The organism is Mycobacterium sp. ELW1, assembly GCF_008329905.1.
Taxonomy (GTDB): domain Bacteria; phylum Actinomycetota; class Actinomycetes; order Mycobacteriales; family Mycobacteriaceae; genus Mycobacterium.
This window is the reverse complement of record NZ_CP032155.1, coordinates 2,317,085-2,340,279: the sequence shown is the minus strand read 5'-3', so window position 1 is coordinate 2,340,279 and position 23,195 is coordinate 2,317,085. Positions and strand designations below refer to the sequence as shown.

At 66.6% G+C, this 23,195-nt stretch carries 19 protein-coding genes and 1 tRNA gene; 9 read left to right on the top strand and 11 right to left on the bottom strand.

Annotated elements, in window-relative coordinates; all coding sequences use genetic code 11:
* Window positions 1-603 precede the first annotated feature (603 nt).
* From D3H54_RS10855 to D3H54_RS10845, 3 genes are read left to right on the top strand one after another with little or no spacing between them, the layout of a single operon-like run.
* Window positions 604-2,058, top strand: coding sequence for a DUF3375 domain-containing protein (locus D3H54_RS10855; RefSeq protein ID WP_149383465.1), 1,455 nt, complete (start codon window positions 604-606; stop codon window positions 2,056-2,058).
* Window positions 2,055-2,750 (top strand): DUF4194 domain-containing protein, encoded by a 696-nt coding sequence (locus tag D3H54_RS10850; protein WP_149379036.1) that lies wholly within the window; start codon window positions 2,055-2,057, stop codon window positions 2,748-2,750. Before D3H54_RS10855 ends, D3H54_RS10850 begins: the two co-directional genes overlap by 4 nt.
* Window positions 2,743-6,114 carry an ATP-binding protein gene (locus D3H54_RS10845; RefSeq protein WP_149379035.1) on the top strand — a complete coding sequence of 1,124 codons (3,372 nt, stop codon included), beginning with the start codon at window positions 2,743-2,745 and terminating at the stop codon, window positions 6,112-6,114. The genes D3H54_RS10850 and D3H54_RS10845 overlap by 8 nt, the downstream gene beginning before the upstream one ends.
* Here the strand turns inward: D3H54_RS10845 and D3H54_RS10840 are convergent.
* The 3 genes from D3H54_RS10840 to D3H54_RS10830 form a co-directional block, all read right to left on the bottom strand.
* Window positions 6,050-7,420 (bottom strand): PE-PPE domain-containing protein, encoded by a 1,371-nt coding sequence (locus D3H54_RS10840; protein ID WP_149379034.1) that lies wholly within the window; start codon window positions 7,418-7,420, stop codon window positions 6,050-6,052. The two genes, D3H54_RS10845 and D3H54_RS10840, sit on opposite strands and share 65 nt — an antisense overlap.
* A 176-nt stretch (window positions 7,421-7,596) precedes the next feature.
* Complete coding sequence (locus D3H54_RS10835; RefSeq protein WP_149379033.1) at window positions 7,597-8,223, bottom strand: cupin domain-containing protein; 627 nt, start codon at window positions 8,221-8,223, stop codon at window positions 7,597-7,599.
* A 135-nt stretch (window positions 8,224-8,358) separates the two neighbouring features.
* On the bottom strand, window positions 8,359-9,498 hold the full coding sequence (locus tag D3H54_RS10830) for a zinc-binding dehydrogenase (protein ID WP_149379032.1): 1,140 nt from the start codon (window positions 9,496-9,498) through the stop codon (window positions 8,359-8,361).
* A gap of 182 nt (window positions 9,499-9,680) precedes the next feature.
* Here D3H54_RS10830 and mbp1 point away from each other — a divergent pair, with 182 nt between their 5' ends.
* On the top strand, window positions 9,681-9,911 hold the full coding sequence (gene mbp1 / locus D3H54_RS10825; RefSeq protein WP_149379031.1) for a microaggregate-binding protein 1: 231 nt from the start codon (window positions 9,681-9,683) through the stop codon (window positions 9,909-9,911).
* A 167-nt stretch (window positions 9,912-10,078) separates the two neighbouring features.
* Complete coding sequence (locus tag D3H54_RS10820; RefSeq protein WP_096311763.1) at window positions 10,079-10,234, top strand: hypothetical protein; 156 nt, start codon at window positions 10,079-10,081, stop codon at window positions 10,232-10,234.
* Window positions 10,235-10,426: 192 nt separating this feature from the next.
* Here the strand turns inward: D3H54_RS10820 and D3H54_RS10815 are convergent, their stop codons facing one another.
* The 3 genes from D3H54_RS10815 to D3H54_RS10805 all read right to left on the bottom strand — a co-directional run bounded on the left by D3H54_RS10815 (window position 10,427) and on the right by D3H54_RS10805 (window position 12,354).
* Window positions 10,427-11,614, bottom strand: coding sequence for an IS481 family transposase (locus tag D3H54_RS10815; protein ID WP_149379030.1), 1,188 nt, complete (start codon window positions 11,612-11,614; stop codon window positions 10,427-10,429).
* 113 nt (window positions 11,615-11,727) lie between these two features.
* Window positions 11,728-11,801, bottom strand: a tRNA-Ile gene (locus D3H54_RS10810).
* A gap of 55 nt (window positions 11,802-11,856) precedes the next feature.
* Entirely contained in the window at window positions 11,857-12,354 is a 498-nt protein-coding gene (locus D3H54_RS10805) for a GAF domain-containing protein (RefSeq protein WP_149379029.1), read from the bottom strand.
* A gap of 61 nt (window positions 12,355-12,415) precedes the next feature.
* Between D3H54_RS10805 and D3H54_RS10800 the strand changes: the two genes are divergently transcribed.
* Window positions 12,416-13,456: a threonine aldolase family protein gene (locus D3H54_RS10800; RefSeq protein WP_149379028.1), complete on the top strand. Its 1,041-nt coding sequence runs from the start codon at window positions 12,416-12,418 to the stop codon at window positions 13,454-13,456.
* Here the strand turns inward: D3H54_RS10800 and D3H54_RS10795 are convergent.
* From D3H54_RS10795 to D3H54_RS10785, 3 genes are read right to left on the bottom strand one after another with little or no spacing between them, the layout of a single operon-like run.
* Window positions 13,438-14,280, bottom strand: coding sequence for a carboxymuconolactone decarboxylase family protein (locus tag D3H54_RS10795; protein WP_149379027.1), 843 nt, complete (start codon window positions 14,278-14,280; stop codon window positions 13,438-13,440). The genes D3H54_RS10800 and D3H54_RS10795 overlap by 19 nt on opposite strands.
* Window positions 14,281-14,287: 7 nt before the next feature.
* Window positions 14,288-15,649 (bottom strand): metallopeptidase TldD-related protein, encoded by a 1,362-nt coding sequence (locus D3H54_RS10790; protein WP_149379026.1) that lies wholly within the window; start codon window positions 15,647-15,649, stop codon window positions 14,288-14,290.
* A gap of 37 nt (window positions 15,650-15,686) precedes the next feature.
* The gene (locus tag D3H54_RS10785; protein ID WP_149379025.1) at window positions 15,687-17,201 is read right to left on the bottom strand and encodes a TldD/PmbA family protein; all 1,515 of its coding nucleotides are present in this window, start codon (window positions 17,199-17,201) and stop codon (window positions 15,687-15,689) included.
* Between the two features lie 38 nt (window positions 17,202-17,239).
* On the opposite strand from D3H54_RS10785, the gene D3H54_RS10780 reads away from it, so the two are divergent.
* Genes D3H54_RS10780 through D3H54_RS10770 form a run of 3 tightly spaced genes read left to right on the top strand, consistent with a single transcriptional unit; the run spans window position 17,240 to window position 20,191 of the window.
* Window positions 17,240-18,121: a carbohydrate ABC transporter permease gene (locus D3H54_RS10780; protein ID WP_149379024.1), complete on the top strand. Its 882-nt coding sequence runs from the start codon at window positions 17,240-17,242 to the stop codon at window positions 18,119-18,121.
* Entirely contained in the window at window positions 18,108-18,920 is an 813-nt protein-coding gene (locus D3H54_RS10775) for a carbohydrate ABC transporter permease (RefSeq protein ID WP_168214831.1), read from the top strand. Before D3H54_RS10780 ends, D3H54_RS10775 begins: the two co-directional genes overlap by 14 nt.
* The gene (locus tag D3H54_RS10770; RefSeq protein ID WP_149379023.1) at window positions 18,917-20,191 is read left to right on the top strand and encodes an ABC transporter substrate-binding protein; all 1,275 of its coding nucleotides are present in this window, start codon (window positions 18,917-18,919) and stop codon (window positions 20,189-20,191) included. Before D3H54_RS10775 ends, D3H54_RS10770 begins: the two co-directional genes overlap by 4 nt.
* On the opposite strand, the gene D3H54_RS10765 is transcribed toward D3H54_RS10770, so the two are convergent.
* Together D3H54_RS10765 and D3H54_RS10760 are read right to left on the bottom strand one after the other, a co-directional pair.
* Window positions 20,188-21,012, bottom strand: coding sequence for an energy-coupling factor transporter transmembrane component T family protein (locus tag D3H54_RS10765; RefSeq protein ID WP_149379022.1), 825 nt, complete (start codon window positions 21,010-21,012; stop codon window positions 20,188-20,190). The genes D3H54_RS10770 and D3H54_RS10765 overlap by 4 nt on opposite strands.
* On the bottom strand, window positions 21,009-23,075 hold the full coding sequence (locus D3H54_RS10760) for a DUF2232 domain-containing protein (protein WP_168214830.1): 2,067 nt from the start codon (window positions 23,073-23,075) through the stop codon (window positions 21,009-21,011). The genes D3H54_RS10765 and D3H54_RS10760 overlap by 4 nt, the downstream gene beginning before the upstream one ends.
* Window positions 23,076-23,195: the final 120 nt, after the last annotated feature.

Below are 23,195 nucleotides of genomic sequence, written 5' to 3'. Positions count from 1 at the left end.
GATTCGGTTGGCGCACTCACAACCGGACGCCGAGAGAGGCAGCAGAACTAGAGCTGCGACCACCACTGGCGTGGGGCGGGCGTTGATGCAAAATGCCCGAACTTATTCGAAGGCCTTTGGGCCGTCATTGGAGATCCTTTTCGAGCTGTGCAATTTCCGAGCAGCAGCTGATCTAATTCGATCCTCAAAACCTGATTAGTGCCAACCCTAGGCCCCACCCCAAAATGTGTCAACTCTCACATGGATATTACGCGGCAAATCGTGTAATAATATCGACCGCATTTAGAGGTTTGAAACTCGAATGACCGGTGGGAGTGGCGATTACGGCGTTTTTGACACGCGCCGTGCCCGGCCGATTCACACATCACAGCAAACGAAACCCCGCCCGAGTCAGCGCCTCCATGCCCGAGCAGGCGCACTGACCGGGATGGGCGCTGCTGTGACCAAAGAGATGATTTTTACCTCATGGGACGCCTGTGACACAGCTTTTGGAACGCTGTCCCGACACCCCCGCGCGCGGTCTTGAGATGCCCCCGCGGTGGCCTATCTTGGAGCGTCCGACCAACTACATCGAGGGGGAACAGCGTGGAGGACGACACCGGCATGTCGGCCGCCGACCTCCTCGAGATCAACCGCGAGATCCAGAGCTCCCCCACGATCCGGCTGCTGGCCACGATCAACCTGGGTGGATACGCAACCCTGATGGAGCGCCACCTCAGCGAGGGCGAGATCAGCGAGACCGAACTGGTCGTGCGGCTCGAGCGCGATCTCGACGAGTTGGGCCGGCCCGGCGGTGAACAGTCCGGCCTCGGCCTGATCAAGAGCTGGGCGAGCCAGGGCTGGCTACACCGGGTGGCCGATCAGCGCAGCGGCATCGAGCGCAACCTCTGCTACCTCACCCAGGACGCGCGCCGGGCGCTGGACTTCCTGCGCGGGCTGCGCCGCCAGGACACCATCGCCACCGGCGGCTCGATCAACGGCATCGCCGCACGCCTCAAGCAGATCGCCCTGCGCGTCGGCAACGACCCGATCCGGATCCGCGCCGGCATCCAGGCCGAGATCGAGGCTCTGCAGGCCGAACTCGACGCACTGGAGCGCGGTGAAGAGCTGGACCGGTCCAACGACGTCGACATGACCGACATGTACGACGAAGCTCACGCCATCGCCCTACAGATGGAACGGTTGATCACCGACATCGGCCAGTACGGCACGATGATCGAGCGGGCCACCGCGGCTCTCGACGAGCCGATCGACAGCAACCTGGCCTACCGCGACCGCCAGCGCCAGATGTACGCCGACTACCAGGCCGCCTGGGACTCCCAGGGCCGCGATTCGCACCGCGCATTCCTGCGGATGATCAACGACCCGGACCAGCGTGCGGAGTTCGAGGCCGACGTCGCCGCCGTCGCGCACGCCCTGCCCGCCCTCGACCCGGCGTTGCGCAAGGTGATGGCCGGATTCTTCGAGCTCGTCGGGCAGCAGATCGACGAGGTCGAGCGCATCCAGCAGCGTTGCGCCCAGCGGGTCAAGCGGTTCACCGCGTTCGGGACCTTGGAGCAGAGCCGCGGTGTGGCCCGTCAACTCAGCGACGCGATCGGCGCCGCGCGCGCCCTGCTCAAGAGCTCGCTCACCGATTCGCGCCTCGACATCGAACTCCCCCTGGCCCGGCACGCCATCAGTTCGGTTGGCGCACTGAGCTTCCGGATCGGTGACCTGTCATCGCCAAGGCCCGCTCAGGCGTCTGAGGGCGAGCTGGACCTGACCAGCTTCGCCGCGCTGACCACCCAGGTCGACGCGCCGGCCATGTCGGAGATGATCAACAGCGCCCTGGACGCCGGTCCGGTGTCATTGCCCGCCGCTGTGGAGATGCTTGACGCGGCATATCTGGGCCATGTCATCGTGCTGTGGTCGTGGGCGCTCAAACAACCGGACACCTCGAAGGATGCCAAGCCGGTCACCGTGCGGTTCCAGTCGCTGGACGGACGGGACCGCGAGATGGAGGTCCCACACTTGGTCTTCACCGAACCGATCTCCAGCTTGTTGGGAGCCAGCGCATGAGCACCGAGGCTGACATCGATTTCAGCTCACTGCCCCAGGTCGACCAGACCGCACGCACCCCGCATCAGCGGCGGCCCCGCTTCGACGGCGACGTGAGCGAGCTGCCCGACCGGGCCTGCTGGGCGCTGCAGCAGCTGCTGACCCGCCGGTACATCAGCGCCGAGGGCGATGCCGATCTGTACAGCTGGGTGCTGGAATACCGTGCGCAACTGTCGGTTCGGCTCTCCGAACTCGACCTAATGCTGCGCGTGGTCGATGGTGCTGACGTCGCGTTCGTCGAACAGGCTCGTTACGAATCCGCAAGGGGTGCCAAGCTTTTGCGCCGCGAGCCGCTGGGCACCTACGACTCGATCCTGGCACTGCACCTCGCGCAGATGTCCCGCGCCGCCGGCGGCCAAGCCGTGTTGATCAGCCGCGAGGAGGTGCACGGGCTGTTCTCCGGTGTCCTCAACGACGTCGACCGCGACACCGTGACCTTCACCGCCCGCATCGACGCGGCCATCGCGCGACTCGCCGGACTGGAAATCCTGCGCAAGACCCGCGACGACGAAGACAGCTACACCGTCAGCCCGGTGATCAACGCCGTGATGACCGCATCGGTGATCGCCGAACTGCAACAGCAGTTCGAGATGCTGCTGTCCGGCGGCGCATCCCCGGACCGCGACGAACAGGAGACCGCGCTCGATGGCTGAACAGTTCCACCTGTCGCGGCTGCAGGTCATCAACTGGGGTGTGTTCGACGGCTACCACGACATCCCGTTCAGCGAAGGCGGCGCGCTCATCGCCGGAGCGTCCGGAAGTGGCAAATCCTCACTGCTGGATGCGATTTCACTGGGCTTCCTGCCGTTCAACCGGCGCAACTTCAATGCCTCCGGCGACAACACCGCGGCGGGATCCAGCGCGGGCAGGCGCACCGTCGACAAGTATGTGCGCGGCGCGTGGGGTCAGCGCAGCGACGGCGGGGCCAGCAAGGTGATGTACCTGCGTGGGGACGGCACCGCGTGGTCGGCCATCGCAGTCAGCTACCGCAGCAACACTGGGCGCACGGTCACGGGTCTGGTGCTGAAATGGCTGACCGGCGAGTCGCGGTCGGACTCGTCGAGCCGGTTCGTACTGGCCGACGGCGACCGCGATATCGAGGACGTCTGCAACCGCTGGGCGGCAGGACGTTTCGACTCCGGGGTGTTCAAGGACGACGAGTGGCGGTTCTCCACCAAGGTGGAATCGCAGTACCTCGCCCAGCTGTACGCCACCATCGGCATCCGCGCCTCCGATGCCGCTCAGCAGCTGCTCGGCAAGGCAAAGTCGCTGAAAAGCGTTGGTGGGCTTGAACAGTTCGTGCGTGAATTCATGCTCGACGAGCCGAGCAGCCTGACCCGGCTGCCCGAGGCGCTCAAGCAGATCGACCCGCTGGTGGAGGCCCGCGAACTGCTGGCCGTCGCCCAGAAGAAACGCAAGATCCTCGGCGATATCGAGAAGATCCAGCAGCGCTACGCCTCGGAGTCGTCCGACCTGGGCATCATCGATCTGGTGGACCAGCCGATGGTGCGCGCCTACACCGACCATGTCCGGCTCACACAGAGCGGGCCACAGATCCAGTCGCTGGACGCCACCATCGACCAGCTCGGCAACGAGTACGAGGACGTCACCCGGCAGCTGAATCTGGCCAAGGCCGAGGGCGACTCGCTCAACGCGCAGATCAGCGGATCCAGTGCCAGCCTGGGGCCGTTGCAGTCCCAGGTGGCCGGCGCCGAGGCGCAGGCCGAGCAGGTGTCGCGACGCCGCGCTGCCTACGAGGCGATGTTGGCCGCGCAGGACATCGACGTCCCCGATGACGCCGACGAATTCTGGAATCTGCGTGAGGAACTCGCCACCGAGGTCACCGAACTGCTGGCCAAACTGGACCGCGGCCGCGAGGCGTCCACCGACGCCGAATACGCGCAGAAATCCGCACGCATCGCCCGCGATGACGCCGCCAAGGAGCTCAAGCGCGTCGAGCACGTCGGGTCTGCGCTGCCCGAGTTCGCGATCACCATGCGCGAACACATCTGTGCAGCGGTCGGTGTCGACCCCGGTGAGCTGCCCTACATCGCCGAGTTGATGGACCTGCGGCCCGACCAGAACCGGTGGCGGGTGGCCGTGGAGAAGGTGCTGCGGGGTGTGGGCCTGCGTCTGCTGGTGCCCGATGACCGGTATTCGGCGGTGCTGCGATTCGTCAACGAGACCAATATGGGCGGACGGCTGCAGCTGCACCACGTCCGTGCCTCGCTGGTCGGCGCGGAACCGGTCGACGCCGAGCCGAACACGTTGGCCGGCAAGCTGTTCGTCGTCGATCCGACACATCCGTGCGCGGCCGAAGCCGCCGACGTCATCGCTGCCGCGGGTGACCATATCTGCGTGGACACCCCGGACGTGTTCTCCCGGTTCCGCCGCGCGGTCACCGATACAGGCCTGTACAAGGACTCCGAGCGGCTCGCCATCAAGGATGACCGTCGTCCGCTCAAACAGGCCGACTACATCTACCAGGGTGACGTTCGGGCGAAAATCGACGCGCTGACCGTCGACCTCGCCAACGCCGAAGAGCTGTACCAGCAGGCGCGCCGGAAGGCCGACGAGATCGCCGCGCAGCGTCAGCAGTGGCGGGATCGGGCCGCCGCGTGCAAGGCGATCTGCGAACAATTCCCCCAGTGGAATCAGATCGACAGCGACACCGCCGACGGGCACGCCGACCGGCTGCGCGAACAGTTCGAGCTGCTGCTGGCCGACAACCCGGACATCGAGGCACTGACCGCACGCGCAGACGAGTGCTGGGAGGAGATCCAGACGCTGATGACGCGGCGTGGGGCCATCCAGACCCGCCGCGACGACCTGGACGCAAGGCGTACCCAGCTGCTCGAACTGCAGGACCGGCTGGCGCCCGCGTTCGTCTCCGAACCGCTGACCGAGCTGCTGAACCGCTACGCCGCGATCGTGCCGGTGGCGTTGGAGGTGCTCAATCCCGAGCCGCACCGCGAGGCGGTGTTCAACACGATTCGCCGCGAACGCGAGCAACTGCGCGAAAGCCGCAGGCGCTCATACGATGAGCTGGCTCGCATCCTGAACACCTTCGACACCGCGTTCCCCGATGCGATTCCCAACGACAGTGACGTGTTCGACGAGCGGGTGCACGACTACGTGGCACTGTGCCGGCACATCGACGAGCGCGAACTGCCCGAGGCCTACGAGAGGATGATGCGTCTGGTCACCGAGCAGGCGCCTGATGCGATCCTCACGCTGCACCGGGTAGCCGAGCAGGAGGCGCGGCGGATCAGCGACCAGATCGATCGGGTCAACACCGGTCTGGGCGCGGTCGAGTTCAACAGCGGCACCCGGCTGACGCTGCGGGCCACGCCGCGCAGCCTGACCGCGGTGGCCGAGCTGACCGAGATCGTTCGGGCGATCTCGCGGCGCATCGCCGAGGTGGGTCTGGGTGACAAGCAGGCGATCCTGGATCAATATGCCGACATATTGCGGCTGCGCAACCGGCTGGCGTCGACAGCGCCGGAGGACAAGGCGTGGACCCGCGACGCGCTGGACGTCCGCAACCGGTTCACCTTCGACTGCGCCGAGTGGGATGTCCGCACCGAGGAGCTCATCCGCACGCACAGCAACGCCGGCGACAACTCGGGCGGCGAGCAGGAGAAGCTCATGGCGTTCTGCCTTGCCGGCGCGTTGAGCTTCAACCTGGCCAGCCCCGAGAGTTCGGACAACAAGCCGGTTTTCGCTCAGCTGATGCTCGACGAGGCGTTCTCGAAGTCGGACCCGCAGTTCGCCCAGCAGGCGCTGCAGGCGTTCCGCAAGTTCGGTTTCCAGCTCGTCATCGTGGCGACGGTGCAGAACGCCACCACGATTCAGCCCTACATCGACAGCGTGATCATGGTGTCCAAGACCGAGGCCACCAGCCGCAACGCGCGTCCGGTGGCGACCGTGGTGTCCAAGACGATTTCGGACTTCACCACCTTGCGTGCCGAGATGCGGAGCTCGGCCGCGCGGGAACGGGTGCCCGCCGGGGTGTAGCGGCCGCGGCCCGCTCGGCGCGCCCGCTCGGGCGGGTTCTGGGTGCGTGAGGACGGACGCGGGCGCTGACTGCGTGGCCGGTCGCCGCCGGAGCCGTGTGTTGCACCGGCGTCGGCGTGTACGGCGTGGGCGGGCCGTAGGGATCGACCGCACCGGCGTACACGGCTGGGCCGCCGACCCCGTATGTGCCCTGCGGCGCCGTGTGGAACGGCCTGTTCGCGGGGTCGCCGGTGATCATCGCGATGCCGTTGTCCCATCCGGTCGGGATCGCCTTCACGAAGTCGATCGCCGTCTTGATCAGATTGGGACTGTAGAGATACTTCGCAGGCGTCGGCCGGCCCGGATTGACGGTGCGGTCGTAGCCCGCTTCCACCAGGACCCGTAACGGCGGGTCGAGCGTCGCCGCGATAGGCGGTCCGATGACCGGGATCTGTTCCAGCGGCATCAGTAGCGGCAGCGTCTTGGCGGGAATCAGATAGTAGGTGGTGTCCTGATACTGGCCTTGGAGCTCAGGGGAATTGGCAGCGAAGTATGCGGTCTCGGGATGGAAGTAGAGGAAGCCGAGCGCAACGTTGAGGTCGGCCACCAGGTTGAGCGGGTTCGTCGGAAAGTCCGATACCGGATCGTATTGGCGTGCAACGTCAACGGTTGTCAGTGGCGTGGGCTGCGGCGAATTGGTAGTCATCGCACCGTCGAACGTCACACCGAAAATCGGTAAGTGGGCGCCGACGAAGCGTTCGAGAATTCCGCCGTTGGGCCGGTTCGGATTGGATGTGACGACGAATCGGACTGTGGCGCCGGATAGCGGGTGGGCGATCAGATCGTATTTCTCTTTGGCGGTGACCGTCGCACTCTGCGAATACCCGTACACCACATAGGAAGTGTCGACCAGGGTGCGTGGGCCTGTCGTGGTGAACGGCGGTTCCGTTACAGTGCAGGACTTTCCGCGCAGGCATGCATCGAGATTGGCCAATCCGATTGCGACAGAGGCGTCGAACGGCATGGCGTGCAGGCTGGTTGCGATGGGGAATTCCTCGGGGGTGTAGACCGCCACCTCGGTACACCCGGCGCTTCCCCCGGTGCACAGTCCCGACGGCGCCACGTAGACGCCGTCTGCTTTGTCCACATAGTTCGCGATGTACTGGGTCGTGTCCTGGGGGATGCTGAGCGGGTGGCCGGTGCCGCCCATGATCAGTGCTGTTGCGGCCCACGCGATACCGACTGAGGTAAGCGGCGTCAACGCCATGAGTAGCACGCCGCCGAGCGCGATCATGGGGCTTGCGAGCGGTCGGTTCGCCTTGCGCATGACGACCCCCTTCAGTACCAACTCAGATCTGACCAGCGCCGCGCATCTGACGGCTATGGCCTTTGGTCACCACGGCCGCGGACCAACGGCAACTCGTCGCTGGTGACACTTGTCGCGGCGCAACGCAAAAAGGCCAGGGGCGCAACGCCCCTGACCTTTTTGCGGTTGGTGCTGAGTTACTTCAGGTTGGGCAGGTTCTGCTGGATCGCCGCGACCTGAGCCTTGCCCACAGCCTCGACGAAGTCCTGCGGCACCGGGTTGAGGTCACCCGGTGCGCTGCTGAAGATCGCCACCACGACCGTGCGCTCGACCGTGAAGAGCAGGGCTGCCATCGCCGACTTGCCGTCCACCGAGGTGCCGATCGTGACGGTCGCATCCGGGGTGACCGCGGGCAGCGGCACCGGGGAGCCGGTCACCTGACTGGGAACGCTGTTGGCGGCGCCCGTCAGGCCGGTCGCGGCCTGCGAGGCGTCGTCACTGACGATCACCGAGATGTTGATGGCGTCGGTCCCGGAGGTGAAGGTTTGCGAGACGTCCGGCGGTGCCGGCGTCAGCGTCACCTTCGGCGCATCGCCCGCCCACGGGGTGTTGCCCACCTGCGGGATATCGGCCGGCTTCACCAGCAGCGTCGCGTAGTCCGGCGTGCCCGCCGGCGTCGTGGCTTCAGCGCTGGTCGTCTCCGCAGCAGTGGTGGTCGACGTCGTCGTGGATGTCGTCGTGCTCGTCGTCGACGACGACGATTTCTCCTCGTCCTTACCGCAGCCCGCGACGACCAGTCCGAGCGCGACGGCGGCGGCCGTCACTCGGACGATTGCTCGCGTGCGTACAGGGTTCATCACAGCGAACTCCCCTCCGGCCACACCCCGGTGGAGGGCCAGAGGGCAGCCTAACCGAGTCAGGCCGCCAGCCTGCGGTTATTTGACTTATTCGTTAGCGCATCAGGAGTGAGGGGTGACGAGGAACTTCTCCCCTGTTGCACGCTTGACGTATTCGGTGAACGCGTCGGGCTGGAGCATGCCGGCGAGCGACACCTCACGGGTGTAGTTGCTGGCGAACGTTGTGGTGAGCTCCGCGGCCACCCGAGCGCGCAACCGACCGATGGTCTCGGCGCCGGCCGTGGCGAGGAATGGGGTGAGCAACCAGCCACCGATCCCCCACGACATCCCGAAGTTCCGCGTCAGAACCGTCGGGCTGGTGTCGAGTGCACCGTAGATATAGACCTGCTTGTGGACGTCCGACCCGTAGCGAGAGTATTCGCCCGCTTTCGCGCTGGCCGCCACCTCCATCGCGTTGAGGATGTCGCTCGCCAGGGTCCCGCCGCCCGTGGCGTCGAACGCCAGGGTCGCCGACGTTTCCTTGAGTGCCGCCACCAGATCGGCGGTGAACGACGGCGACGTCGAGTTGAGGACGTACTCCGCGCCGAGCGAGGTGAGCAGTTGTTCCTGTTCGGGCTTGCGGACGATATTGACCAGCGGGATGCCGTCTTTCTGGCAGATCTTGACCAGCATCTGCCCCAGATTCGACGCGGCCGCGGTGTGCACGAGCGCCGAATGTCCTTCGCGCCGCATGGTTTCCGTCATTCCCAGCGCCGTCAGCGGGTTGACGAACGACGATGCCCCGTCGCGGGCCGTGGCGCCGTCAGGCAGAACCAGACACATCGGTGCGTCGACGACGCGGTATTGGGAATACATCGCGCCGCCCGCAACCCCGACGGTCTTGCCGATGAGGGCTTGGGCCGCTTCGGATGACCCGGCGGCCACCACGGTGCCGGCCCCCTCATTGCCCACCGGAAGGGACTTGTCGAGACGCGCGGCAAGGCCGGCAAGGGAACGCTCCGGTACCGAAGCGGTGACAACGGGACGTTCCGGTGTGCCCGTCACCGTCGCGGTGCTCATATCCGCGGTCGCGATCAACAGCCCCAGGTCGGATGGGTTGATCGGCGATGCCTCGACCCGCACCAGCACCTGGTTGTCGCCGGGCGTGGGAACGTCGACCTCCTGTAACGAGAGTTCGAGTTTGCCGTCAGACGTCACCAGCGAACGCAGCTCAAGAGCCTTGTCGGGCAGATTTTGGACCATTAGGGGTGCCTCGTTTCTGATGACGATCGACGGTTCAGATCATAGGAACGTCCCACGCCGGCCGGAACGTTCCGTCGATTCACGATTGCCGCGGTGCGCGGCGTCACAGAAGTTGACGATTGAACCTTCGCTGACGGCGGGTATATAGCGCTGTACACCTGACCTGAACGGAAGGAACGACCATGGGCGACAGCGGACCCGAAGAGGCCGTCAAAGGCATCGTCGAAGACGTCAAGGGCAAGGCCAAGGAAGTCGTCGGCATCGTCACCGACAAAGACGACCTACGCGAAGAAGGCCGCGCTCAGCAGGACAAGGCAGAGGCCGCCCGCGATGTAGCGAAGAAGGAAGCCGAAGCTGAGGCTGCTCGCGCCGCAGAGCAGGCCGCCGAAGCACGCCAGAAGGCCGCCGAGTAAATCAGTTCAGACGCGGGATGCGTTGGGCGACCAGCCTCTGGTTGCCCAACGCATCCTTTTTGGTGTGTGTGACGTTTGGGTTCGTGAGGGCGGTTTGAAAATGACAGATCCGGCAATTCCCTAGTCGCAGTACGCACCGCTACACACGCTCTATGAACGGATGAAACATGATTGTCCTCGGCATCATCCTGCTTTTGATCGGCTACTTCACCGGCCTGTCGATCCTCTACACCATCGGTGGCATCCTCGTCGTGGTCGGCCTCGTGCTGTGGATCCTCGGCGCAGTCGGACGCCCGGTGGGTGGACGAAAAGTCTGGTTCTAGCGCCGCATCGCGGCGCCTGAGATCGCCGCCGGTCACCCGGGGGCACTGATCGACCCGTGATGTCCCGAGACACCGTTGACCCGGTGTCTCGGGACATCACTATGTCTGGGCGACGGTCAAAGTAGGGCTGTTCACAGTCGGTTGATTCTTGACGGATCTAGTTCGGTTGATCCTTGACACTCTTGTTGTGTTTTAGGTCTGGCCGCTGGAGCGGCAGGCCTTCTTGTTTCGTACCTCGCCGGTGCTGCGGCGGGCGGCGGTTTTGACCAGATCCTCGCCGATGAAGAACCGCAGCAGCTCGCCATCGACGTGGACGTCGCAGCGTGATCCGGCGTAGTGGCGGCCGATACTGACCTGCTGCCAGGACACACAGACCACCCCGTTGGTGGTCACCGTTCGGCTGATCCAGTCGCTGCTGCTGCGATCGGGGCTGTGCTGTCGTGGTGTGATCGAGCGGGTCGTGGTAGTGCCGGCGGTGAAGCGCTCAACAGGGGTGGCCATCTTCAACGACTGATGCGGCCGGGTGGTGTTGTAGTCATCGACCCACTCATCGAGTGCTTCTTGGGCCGTCTTCAGATTAGTGAATGGTGCTGCGTTGCTGAGGAATTCAACACGCAGACTCCGGTGGAACCGCTCAATCTTGCCGGTCGTGGTCGGGGACCGCGGCTGGGTCAGCAGGTGCTCGACGCCGTGCTCGCGGCAGATCGCATCGAAAAGCACCTCCACCGGCGGATGGTTGAACCGGCCGGTGAACACCTTGCCGTTATCGGTCAGGATCTGCTCGGGAGCACCATAAGTGGCCAGCGCGGCGTGTAACCCGTCGCAGACAGCCCGGGTGCGTTCTCGACTCATCAGGTGGGCACACACGCACATCCGGGAATGATCATCGATCCCGGTCAACGCTTTAGCGCTGGTGCCATCGGCCAGCGGGAAACCGCCCACGACATCCATCTGCCATAGCTCCATCGGGGCGCCGCGTTCCCAGCGTTTCCAGTTGCGCGAGCGCCGATCCCGCAGGTGCGGATCGATCATCTGCGCCCGGACCAAAGCGCGGTAGACCGCCGACTCCGAGGGCAGCGGAACCACACCACGCTTGGACAGTTCGAACACCAACCGACGAGGTCCCCAATACGGTCGCGAGCGGCGCAGCTCCAACACCACCGCCTCCACCTGCGCCGGCATCTGATGCGGACACGACACCGGCCGATGCGACCGGTCGATCAACCCTTCCAAGCCCTGCGCCTCATAGCGGGCCAACCACGCATGCAACGTCTGGCGCGACACCCCAACCTTCGATGCCACCTGCGAAATCGACAACCCATCGCTGATCACCGCCAACACAGCCTGATACCGCTGCTCAGCCACGCTCAACTCCCTCATCTAGGGAGTGTCAAGGATCAACCGAAGTAGGTGTAAAGCATCAGCCGAAACACTGTCGCCCATCACCCGAAGACAAAACGTCAACAATCAACCGAGGTCACACAGCTCTGAAGTAGGGCGGGCGGGGCTCGAACCCGCGACCAATGGATTATGAGTCCACGGCTCTAACCAACTGAGCTACCGCCCCCTGGTGCGGACCCTATCGTCGCATGTCCGCCTCGCCCCAAGGCAGAAGGTCGGACTCAGCCCAGGGCGGTGCCGTCGTCCCGCAATACCGCTTCGACATCACCCCGGAACGCCGACAGCTGCGAGCGCTGCTCGTCGGTGTACTCACGCGCGGAGTCGTCGAGCACGCAGACCGTGCCCACCACGCTTCCCGACGCGTCGTGCACCGGCAGGCCCAGGTAGTTGTGCAGGCCGAACTCCGTCTCGTCCTCGTTGCCGGCGAACGTCGCGTCTTCGCGCGAATCCCGCACGAACAACGGGCTGTCAGCGTCGACCACCTTCTCGCAGTAGAGCGGCACCCGGGCAGCGTCGTCGAGGGCTTTCTTGCCGGCCGCGCCCACCGTGTAGTGCTTGGTGGCCTCACCGGCGGTGGCCGCCACCACCATCGAATCGGCTTCGGAGCGCATCACCAGCACCGACTTCACCCCGAGCAGCTCAACAATCTTCTCCAGCTGGCCGGCCAGCGGTGAGAGCCCCGCGGTGGTGTCCGTCTTGTGGGGTTCGGCATCAGACATCGCATCAGTCTCCCGGCACCCGCACCGGGCGGCAACAGTTTCACTCACGCCGCGGTGCACCATGGTTACTGTGCCCATCCCCTCCAGCGCGTTCGCTTCCGACAACGCCGCTCCCGCACACCCGCGAGCTCTCGAGGCGATCCAGGCCGCCAATGACGGCGCCGTCATGTCCTACGGCGATGACCCCACCACTCAATGCGCGGCCGACCGCATCCGGGACGCCTTCGACTCCCCCGGCGCCGATGTCCTCTTCGCTTTCACCGGCACCGGTGCGAACATCATAGCGCTCAGCGCCGCCGTGCGGCCCTGGCACGAAATCCTCTGCAGCGACGTCGCGCACAGTCTGCTCGACGAGGCCGGCGGTCCCGTGCGGGTATCCGGCGCCAGCCTCGTCGCGCTGCCCAGCGTTGACGGCCTCATCGACCCGGCTCTGCTGGACCGCCGCATCACCCGCCGCGGCGAGGTGCACCACTCCCAACCGCGCATCGTCACCATCACCCAGTCCACCGAGAACGGCCGGGTCTGGCAGCCCGAGGTGATCGCGGCCTTCATCGACCACGCGCACGAACTCGATCTGCTGGTCCATGTAGACGGCTCCCGCGTTGCCAATGCCATTGCCGCCCTGGGTGTCTCGCCACTGCACGCCGTCGGCGACGCCGACATCGTCACCGTCGGCGGCACCAAGAACGGCATGCTGTTCGGCGACGCGATCCTGGTGCGCCGCCCTGAACACTTCGCCGGTATCGAGTTCACCCAGAAGCAGATCGGCCACCTGGCGAGCAAACACCGTTATGTTGCAGCGCAATTCGACGCCATGCTGACCGACGGTGTCTGGCTCGAGACAGCGGCCCACGCCAACGCCTTGGCCAAGAAACTCAGCTCAGGCTTGACCGAACTCGGCCTGCACCTGGCGTCGGCCACCGAGGCCAACGAAGTGTTCGTCGACCTGCCCGCCGACGCGCTGGCCGCGGTGCACCAACACTTCGCCGTGCACGTGCCCGACCCGCACGCGCCGGCCGCCCGGTTCGTCTGTTCGTGGGCGACCACCGACGCCGACGTCGATGCCGCCCTGGCTGCGGTCGCTCAGGCGAAGACCGTCTGACCGTCCTCGTCGATGAGGTAGCGCTCGGTGCCCTCCTCGACGCGAGCCTGGTCGGCCTTCAGCGACACCGCGATCTTGTTGCTGGCGTTGCGCATCACGTCCAGGGTCAGCTCGCGGGCCTGCTCCTGCGAGAAGTGCTCGCGCACACCGGAAGCCACCGCCGGACTGATGCGTGCCGGTGACCAGATCAGTGCGTCGGCGTATCGCAGCGCCGCCTTGTGGGCATCGGTCAGCAGCTCGGAGGACTCGAAGTGCTCGATGTCGTCGTACATCGATTCGCTGCCACCGGCGTCCAGGGCCTTGCTCTCCCGCAGCGATTTGCAGAGACGGCAGTTGTGCGCGACCGCTCCGCGCAGCCGCACCACCTCGGTGGTCACCGGGTCCAGCGACCGCAGCCGCGCCACCCCGGGCAGCAGCTGATTGAACAACACGTCACCGGCGTCGATGCTCGGATCCCACACCGGCTCCTCGGGCACCCAGCCGACCGGCAACCCGAGCACCTCCAGCCCGTTGCGTACCCGCGGCAGGAAGTCGGCGAAGAACATCTGGATGACCGCGGCGAAGCTCGCTGCCCCCAGCGCACCGGTCAGCGCCTCCCGCTGACGATCGGAAATCGAGGACACGTCGACGCTGAACTGCTCGGCGAACTCGGCCACCACCTTCTCGGCGTCCGACTCGGGCGCGCTGACCGGCGTCTGCGCGGGCAGCGGAGTCAACGAGAGCGTGTCGCCACAGGTGGTGCGGATCAGCCCCACCAGACGCTGCAGGTCGGCCGGTGACTGCACCACCAGCTGGGTCAGGACAGCGTCGAGATCATCGGCCATCTGCCGATTATTGCGCCTGGCTCACCGACGACATGTGGAAGTCGGGGATTCGCAGCGTCGGCATCACCGCTCGGGTCGCCCAGTCACCCCATTCGCGCGGCAACGTCTGCTCGGGCAGTCCCGCCTCGGTGGTGCGCCGCAGCAGATCCAGCGGGCTCTCGTTGAAGCGGAAATTGTTGACCGCTCCGGTGACTTCGCCGTCTTCGATCAGGTACACCCCGTCGCGGGTCAGCCCGGTCAGCAGCAGGGTGGTCGGATCGACGGTGCGGATGTACCACAGCGTGGTCAGCAGCAGACCGCGCTCGGTGGCCGCCACCATGTCGGCCAACTCGGCGCTGCCGCCGGTCATCAGCAGGTTGTCGGCCGGTACGGCGACCGACGTTTCGAACTCGGCGGCCGCGGCCCGCGGGTAGGCCAGCGCGTTGATCGCGCCGTCGCGGATCCAGTCCACCCGCCCGATGTCGAGCCCGTTGTCGAACACCGAGATCGTCTCCGAACCGCTGGTGGCTGCGACGAACGGCGCGCACTCCAGTCCCGGTGCGAACGGATCGGAATACATCGTCAGCGGCAGTTCGGTGAGCCTCTCCCCGACGCGGGTGCCACCACCGGGGGCCGACAACGCCGTCCGGCCCTCCTCGGCGCCTCGGCCGTCCATCGACCAGCCGAGGTAGATCATCATGTCGGCCACCGCGGACGGCGGCATCAACGTTTCGTAGCGGCCGGCGGGCAGCTCGACGGTCCGGCCGGCCCAGCCGAGTCGCATCGCCAGATCGTCGAGCAGCGTGTCGGTGGGCACCTCGGTGAACCACGGGGTGCTGATGCCCGCCCACGCGCTGGCACCGTCGCGCTTGGCGTTGATCTCCACGCTTCCGGTCGGCTGGGTGAAACGCCTGCGGAGCCCGGTCGAGGTCGCCAGGAACGTCGTCTCGACGACATGGTGGGCGTAGCCGTACAGCCGGTCGGTGCGTCCGAAGCCGCCCGAGAGTGATTCGGCGACATCGGCGAATACCCCGGCCCCGGTCTCCGGAATCGACTCGTTCCAGTCGTCCGGGGTACCGCTGCCGGTCAGCAGCGGCGCACTGTCGCGGGCGTCGGGTGCGGCGTGGGCGGCGTGTTCGGCGGCGGCCACCAACACCGCGATCGCCGCCGGGTTCACGTCACTGCTGCGGACTGCTCCGGTGTGCGACGAATCTCCTGTGCGCACAATCGAAATCACCGTCGTGGACCTGGTGGTCGACACACCGTTGGTGGTCATCGAGTTCCCGGCCCACCGCAGCGACGCCTCGGCGCGATCGGTGACGATCACGATCGTTTCGTCGACGGTCGCGGCCTGCAAGGCCAACTCGACGACCTGCTGGGCGGGGATCATGCGTGGCTCCACCCCGATTTGGCCTCTTCGCTGGCGCTCATCGACCGGCCTCCTCGCGCGTGTTGAGCACGTTCACCCCGCGGAACAACGCCGACGGACAGCCGTGGCTGACCGCGGCCACCTGACCGGGCTGAGCCTTGCCGCAGTTGAACGCCCCACCCAGACGCCAGGTCGACGGTCCGCCAACGGCTTCCATCGAATTCCAGAAATCGGTGGTGGTGGCCTGATACGCGACATCGCGCAGCTGGCCGTCCAGCCGGCCGTCGCGGATCCGGTAGAACCGCTGCCCGGTGAACTGAAAGTTGTAGCGCTGCATGTCAATCGACCAGGATTTGTCGCCGACGATGTAGATGCCGTCCGAGACCCGGGAGATGAGGTCCTCGGTGCTCAGATCCTCGGCGCCGGGCTGCAGCGACACGTTGGCCATCCGCTGGATCGGGACGTGGTGCGGCGAGTCGGCATAGCTGCAGCCGTTGGACCGGGCGTGGCCCAGCCTCGGCGCGAACACCCGGTCGAGTTGGTAGCCGACGAAGATGCCGTCGCGCACCAGATCCCAGCTCTGTGCGGCCACTCCTTCGTCGTCGTATCCGATGGTGGCCAGACCGTAGTCGACGGTGCGATCAGCCGTCACCGTCATCACCGGGGAGCCGTAACGCATCGTGTTCAGCTTGTCCGGGGTGGCGAACGAGGTGCCCGCATAAGCAGCCTCGTAGCCGATCGCACGGTCGTATTCGGTGGCGTGCCCGATGGATTCGTGAATGGTCAGCCACAGATTGGTGGGGTCGATCACCAGATCGGTCGCCCCGGCGACCACCGTGGGCGCCTTGGTCTTCTCGGCGAGCAGGCTGGGCAGCTCGGCCAGTTCGCTGCTCCAGTCCCACACCTCGTCGCCGGCCACCGCCTCCCAGCCGCGAGCGGTCGGCGGAGCCAGCGTGCGCATCGACTCGAAGCTGCCGGCCGCTGCGTCAACCGCCACCGCCTCCAACGCCGGCTGCAGCCGCACCCGCTGCTGGGTGATCGACGAACCGAAGGTGTCGGCGTAGAACACCTGCTCTTTGACGGTCATCACCATCGCCGAGACGTGATCGACCCCGTCCGACGCCATCAAGCGACCGGAGTACTCCCCCAGCAAGGCGATCTTGTCGGCGGTCGGCACGGTGAAGGGGTCGATCCCGTAGTTCGACACCCACGTCACGTCGCTGTAGACCGGTTCGGCCGCCAGCTCGATTCGCTCGGCGTTCAGCAACGCCAGCGTGGTGGCGACCTGGACCGCGCGGCGCGCGGTGTCGGCGGCGACCTCGGGCGCCAGCTCGGCGTGCGAGGCGAACCCCCAGGTGCCGTCGACGATCACCCGCACAGCCAGACCGATCTCACGGTCGGTGACCGCGCTCTGCAGCTCACCGTCGCGCAGCTGGACCACCTCGCTGGTGATCGCGTGGATCCGCAGATCGGCATAGCTGGCGCCGGCCGCACGGGCTGCCGATAGGGCAGCGTCGGCGAGCGCATGGCGCGGCAGGGCCAGAAAGTCGGCGTCAACGTCACGGGGACTCACGTGCTACACGGTAACGGGCGGCTCGGCGACCCGCTTTAATGGCCAAGGTGACGACTCGGCGTGTGCGCTCGACCGTGCTGGGGTACGCGCTGCTCGCACCGAGCCTGTTCGGGGTCGTTTGCTTCCTGTTGCTGCCCATGCTGGTAGTGGTGTGGCTGAGCCTGCACCGCTGGGATCTGCTGGGACCCATCCGCTATGTGGGGCTGGACAATTGGCGTTCGGTCCTCACTGACGCCGGCTTCGGCAACTCCCTGCTGGTGACGCTGGCGTTCATCGCGATCGTCGTTCCGGTGCAGATCCTTCTGGGGTTGTTCGCCGCGGCGCTGTTGTCCCGCGAGCTGCCGGGTAGCGGCGTGTTCCGCACCGTCTACGTGGTTCCGTGGGTGTGCTCGCCGCTGGCGGTCGCGGTGCTGTGGCATTGGATCCTGGCGCCGACCGACGGCGCGGTGAGCACGCTGTTGGGGCGCCGCGTGGAGTGGCTGACCGATCCCGGGCTGGCGTTGCCGGTCGTCTCCGCGGTGACGGTGTGGATGAACGTCGGCTACGTGACACTGTTCTTCCTGGCCGGGATCCTGGCGATTCCGCCGCAGATCCACGCCGCCGCCCGCCTCGACGGCGCGACGAGCTGGCAGCGGTTCTGGCACATCACGCTGCCGATGCTGCGGCCGACGCTGTTCTTCGTCTCGGTGACCGGCGTCGTCAGCGCGGCGCAGGTGTTCGACACCGTGTACGCACTGACCGGCGGCGGGCCCGCCGGGCGTACCGATCTGGTGGCGCACCGGATTTATGCCGAGGCGTTCGGCGCGGCCGCGATCGGGCGGGCAGCGGTGATGGCGCTGGTGCTGTTCGTCATCCTGGTCGGCGCGACGATCGTCCAGCATCTCTACTTCCGCCGGCGGATCAGCTATGACCTCACGTAGCGCGCTGATCTATCTGGGTCTACTGGCCGGTGCAGTGATCACCCTGGCCCCGTTCGGGCTGGGCCTGTTGACGTCGTTCACCTCGGCGCAGCAGTTCGCCACCGGCACACCGCTGTCGCTGCCGAGCCCGCCGACGCTCGCCAACTACAGTGCGCTCGGCGATGCCGGATTCGGTCGCGCGTTGGCGGTGACCGCGCTGATGACGGCGATCATCACCCTGGCGCAGTTGACGTTCTCGGTGCTGGCGGCCTACGCGTTCGCCCGCCTGGAGTTCACCGGCCGCGACGTGATGTTCTGGGTCTACATCGCGACGTTGATGGTCCCCGGGACGGTGACCGTGGTGCCGCTGTATCTGATGATGGCTGAGCTGGGCTTGCGGAACACGTTCTGGGCGTTGGTGTTGCCTTTCGTATTCGGCTCCCCCTACGCGATCTTCCTGCTGCGCGAGTACTTTCGCGGCATCCCCGCAGACCTGGTCAACGCCGCCCGTCTGGACGGGGCCAACACCCTCGACGTGCTGGTGCACGTGGTGTTGCCGGCCAGCAAGCCCATCCTGGTGACCCTGACGCTGATCACCGTTGTCAGTCAATGGAATTCGTTCATGTGGCCGCTGGTCATCACCAGCGGCGGCACCTGGCGGGTGCTGACCGTCGCGACCGCGGGGTTGCAGACCCAGTACAACGCGCAGTGGACGCTGGTGATGGCGGCGACGACGGTGGCGATCGTCCCGTTGATCGCGTTGTTCCTGGTGTTCCAGCGTCAGATCGTCCGCTCGATCGTCGTCACCGGGCTGAAATGAGCTGGCCGCCACGGTTCTCCACCCGGATGCTGGCCGGGCTGATCGCCGTCGCGATACTGCTGGTCTCCGCGGCCTTGGTACTGGGCCGCTCAGACGAACCGTCGGACAAGGCCGTGGTCACCGTGCGGGTGTGGGATCCGCAGGTGGCGGCCGCCTACGCCGAGTCCTTCGCCGAATTCAGCCGCACGCATCCAGACATCGAGGTGCGCACCAACGTCGTCCCCTACGCCAGTTACTTCACCACTTTGCGGACCGACGTCGCCGGCGGCGGAGCCGACGACATCTTCTGGCTCAACAACGCCAACTTCGCCGAATACGCCGACAACAAGCGGCTGATGTCGGTGGCACCGAGCCCGGACTGGGACCCCTCGGTGATCGCGCAATTCACCCGGGGCGGCGCGCTGTGGGGCGTGCCGCAGCTGACCGACGCCGGAATCGCCCTGTACTACAACGCCGATCTGCTGGCCGCCGACGGCGTCGACCCCGCTGCACTGAATGCGCTGCGCTGGGATCCCGACCCGAGCATCGACACCCTGCGTCCCCTGCTGGCGCGCCTGACCCACGGCAGGCAGTGGGCGTACAACGCCGCCAACGATTTACAGGCCATCTACCTCAACTACATCGGCTCGGCGGGTGGGGTGTTCACCGACGGGGACCGGTTCGCCTTCGACAACCCGCAGGCCGCCATGGCGTTCCGCTATGTCATCGGGTTGATCAACACCGACCGGGTCTCCCCGCCCGCGTCGGACACCAACGACAACGGCGACTTCTCCCGCAACCAGTTCCTGGCCGGGCGGATGGCGCTGTTCCAGTCGGGCACCTACAACTTGGCCCAGGTCGCCGAGCAGGCGACGTTCCGCTGGGGCGTGGCGATGCTGCCGGCCGGACCGGCGGGGCGGGTCAGCGTCACCAACGGCATTGTCGCCGCCGGCAATCCCGCCAGCCGTCACCCCGACGCGGTGCGCGAGGTGCTGGCCTGGCTGGGTAGCGAACGTGGCAACTCCTACGTCGGCCGCCACGGCGCCGCCATCCCGGCGGTGCTGCCGGCCCAGCAGCAGTACCTCGACTACTGGTCGGCGAAGAGCGTCGACGTGACGCCGTTTTTCCGGGTGCTCGACGGCCCGCGCATCGCCGCGCCGGGCGGGCCGGGCTTCGCCGCCGGATATCAGGCGATCAAGCCGTACTTCGATGAAATGTTCCTGGGCAGAACACCGGTCGCTGATGCGCTGGCCGCCGCCGAGCAGGCGGCCAACACCGCGGCGTCGCGCTAGATACCCGCCAGCACCGTGACCTGCAGGCCGACCGACACCACGCACACCAGCGCGGAGATCGCCAAGACCACCCAGTCGGCACGCTTGGGCCCCGACGGCGCCGCGGAGATCGTGCCGGTTCCGCCGCGAGCGGTGATCGCATCGCCCATCTCGTCAGCGCGCCGAAGCGCCACCGTGACGCCCGCCGACATCAGATCCACCATTTCGATGGCCCACCGCCGGCGCCGGGCCCGGCGACTGGTCAGCACCGGCCGCGGCCGCAACCGTCGCGCGGCATACAGCAACCGGAACTCGTCGAGCAGCATGGGAAATGCCCGCAGCGACAAGGAAAGTGCCACTGCCCAGTCGTCAACCGGGATGCGGAAGAATTTCAGCGGCCTGCCCAGCCGCGCCACCGCGGGCGCGATATCGGCGACGTTCGTCGTCCACGACACCATCATCCCCAGCGCCAGCAGCACGATCGCCACCACCGTGATCCGCACGAACTTCAGCAGCCCACCGAGTTCGAAGGCGTGGGACGCCAGATGCAGTACCGGCGCTCCGCCGCCCAGCGCCGCGGTCACCGCACCGAGCAACAGTAGAAACCACAGCCACTTGGGCACCGACGGGAGTACGCCGCGCGGGATGCGGGCCATGCGTATCGCGATGCCGATGAGGATCGCGACCAGAGCGATCGGCACCCAATCCGGGTAGAACGCCAACAGCGCGGAGAAGCCGAGGACCACAACCAGTTTGGTGCCGGCCCACAGCTCGTGGATCGGCGACGTGCCGGGAATCGGACGCAGCAGCACCACCGGGCGGGGCTGGCGAGCGGTCGTCACGACACTCCCTCCGCGGTCGGCGCGGTGGTGAGCACACCGTCGCGCAGATGCAGGGTGCGCGGACACAGCTCCTCGAGCCCGACGAAATCGTGCGAGATCACCACCACGGTCAGTCCGCTGTTGCGCCGCAGATCGCTCAATAGCCGCAGCAGCCCACGCTGGCTGGCCGCGTCGAGGCCGGCCAGCGGCTCATCGAGAATCAGCGCCTGCGGCGAGCGGGCCAGCAGGCCGGCGATCACCACGCGGCGCATCTGTCCGCCCGAGAGCTGGTCGACGCGACGCCCGGCCAGCGAGGCGTCCAGACCGACCTTGGCCAGCGCGGCGCTCACCCTGGCGGTGTCATGGGGTGAGAAGCCGGCTGCCGAGGCAACTTCCAGATCGACGCGACCGCGCATCAGCTGCAGCCGTGCGGCCTGGAAAGCGATCGCCACCTCCCCGACACACTCGGGCGCGGGGCGGCCACGCACCAGGCACGAGCCGGACGTCGGCGTGGTCAGGCCCGCCATGATCCAGGCGAGGGTCGACTTGCCAGAACCGTTGCCGCCGTGGATGAGAAGGCCGTCGCCCTCGTGGACGGTGAAGTTGACATCGGTCAGCGCGGGCTTGGCCCACGGCGTACCCGCGGCGTATTCATGGCTGACGTGTTCGAGCTGCAACACCGGTTCGGCGGCACGCGGCGCCGCACTGACCGTTGCCGTTGGCGCGGCGGCGCTTTCGACCATGTCGGTGTTGTCCAGCGACTCGGTGAGATTGACGATCCGGTCCGCGGTGTCGGCTTCGTTGTTGTAGTGGGTGATCGCCACCAATGCCATCCGGTGGCGTTCGGTCAGCCCGGACAACACGCTGAGCAACGCCTCGCGCCCGCGCTGGTCCACCATGCTGGTGACCTCGTCGGCGATCAGCATCGACGGCTTACGGGCCAGCGCTGCGGCCACCGCGAGCCGCTGCAGCTCACCGCCGGACAGTCCGCCGGTGTCGCGCTCCTCCATGCCGGACAGGCCGACCTCGTCGAGCAGCCCCGCGATATCGGTGTGTGTCCCCGGCGGCAGGCCGAAGACCACGTCGTCGGCGACTCGCGTTCCCAGGACCTGACTTTCGGGGTGCTGCAGGATCACCGCGGTCCCACCGGGTTTACCGAGCCCGATCGCGCCGGGCCGGTCGATCGTGCCGGAGGTGGGTTCCCGCCCGGACAGCAGCAGCATCAACGTGGTCTTGCCGGAGCCGTTGGCGCCGGTGATCGCAACATGCTCGCCGACATCGACGGACAAGTTCAGGGGCCGCAACGCGTCGCGCGCGGCATTGGGATACCGGAACCTGGCCTCGATCAGGCGCACGGGAACCGGTGCGACCGGACCCGACTCGTCGGTCGGCTCGAGCTTGTGCACGTCGGGAATGCCGCGCAAGCGGTCCAGCACTCGCGACAGCGCCCACCACCCGACCAGGGTGACGACCATGATCGAGAACATCGCGTAGAACATCAGCAGCACCGGCCAGTACTGCAGGGCCACGCCGAACATGTGCCGTGCGTCTTCGGCAGCCGGGCGGAACGGCTCGAAGCGCGACATCACCGACACCACACCGTCGAAGTTGGCGGTCATCGCCGAAAACGTCAGAGTGCGCAGCCGAACCAGCACGGTCAATGCGGCGATGATGAAGAGACCGAACACCACTCCGGCCACCAGACCGACCGCGATGACCGTCGGGGTGCCACGCCCGCGGCGCTTCATGATGCCGGCCAGCCCACCGACGTAGGCGCAGTTGACCACCACCATCAGCCCGCTGATACCGGCGATGAGGAAGGCGACGACGCTCGCCGCCACGGTCGACGCGAGCAGAACCCGCAGGCGGTAGCGGTAGCCGAGCAGTCCCATCGGCACGGTGGTGAGAAGTGAAAGTCCGCCGGCGAACGGCACCACGACGGAGATGATCGACAACGCGGCGGCCAGGGCCCCCATCACCGACGCTTGCGCCATCTCGACGGGCGACAGGGAGCGGCCGGCTTGGCGATCGAGCGACGGTCGGGAGGGCTGCTGCGCAGGGGCCTCCGGTCTCGTCGCGGTCATCACCTGATTCTGCCAGTCACGAGGAGCTGCTCGTCGGTTCGGTCGGCTGCGGCCAGGGCCGCCTGTGGGAAACCTGTGAGAAATGACACGAGTTTGCCGGGAGACAACATAGTATTTCTA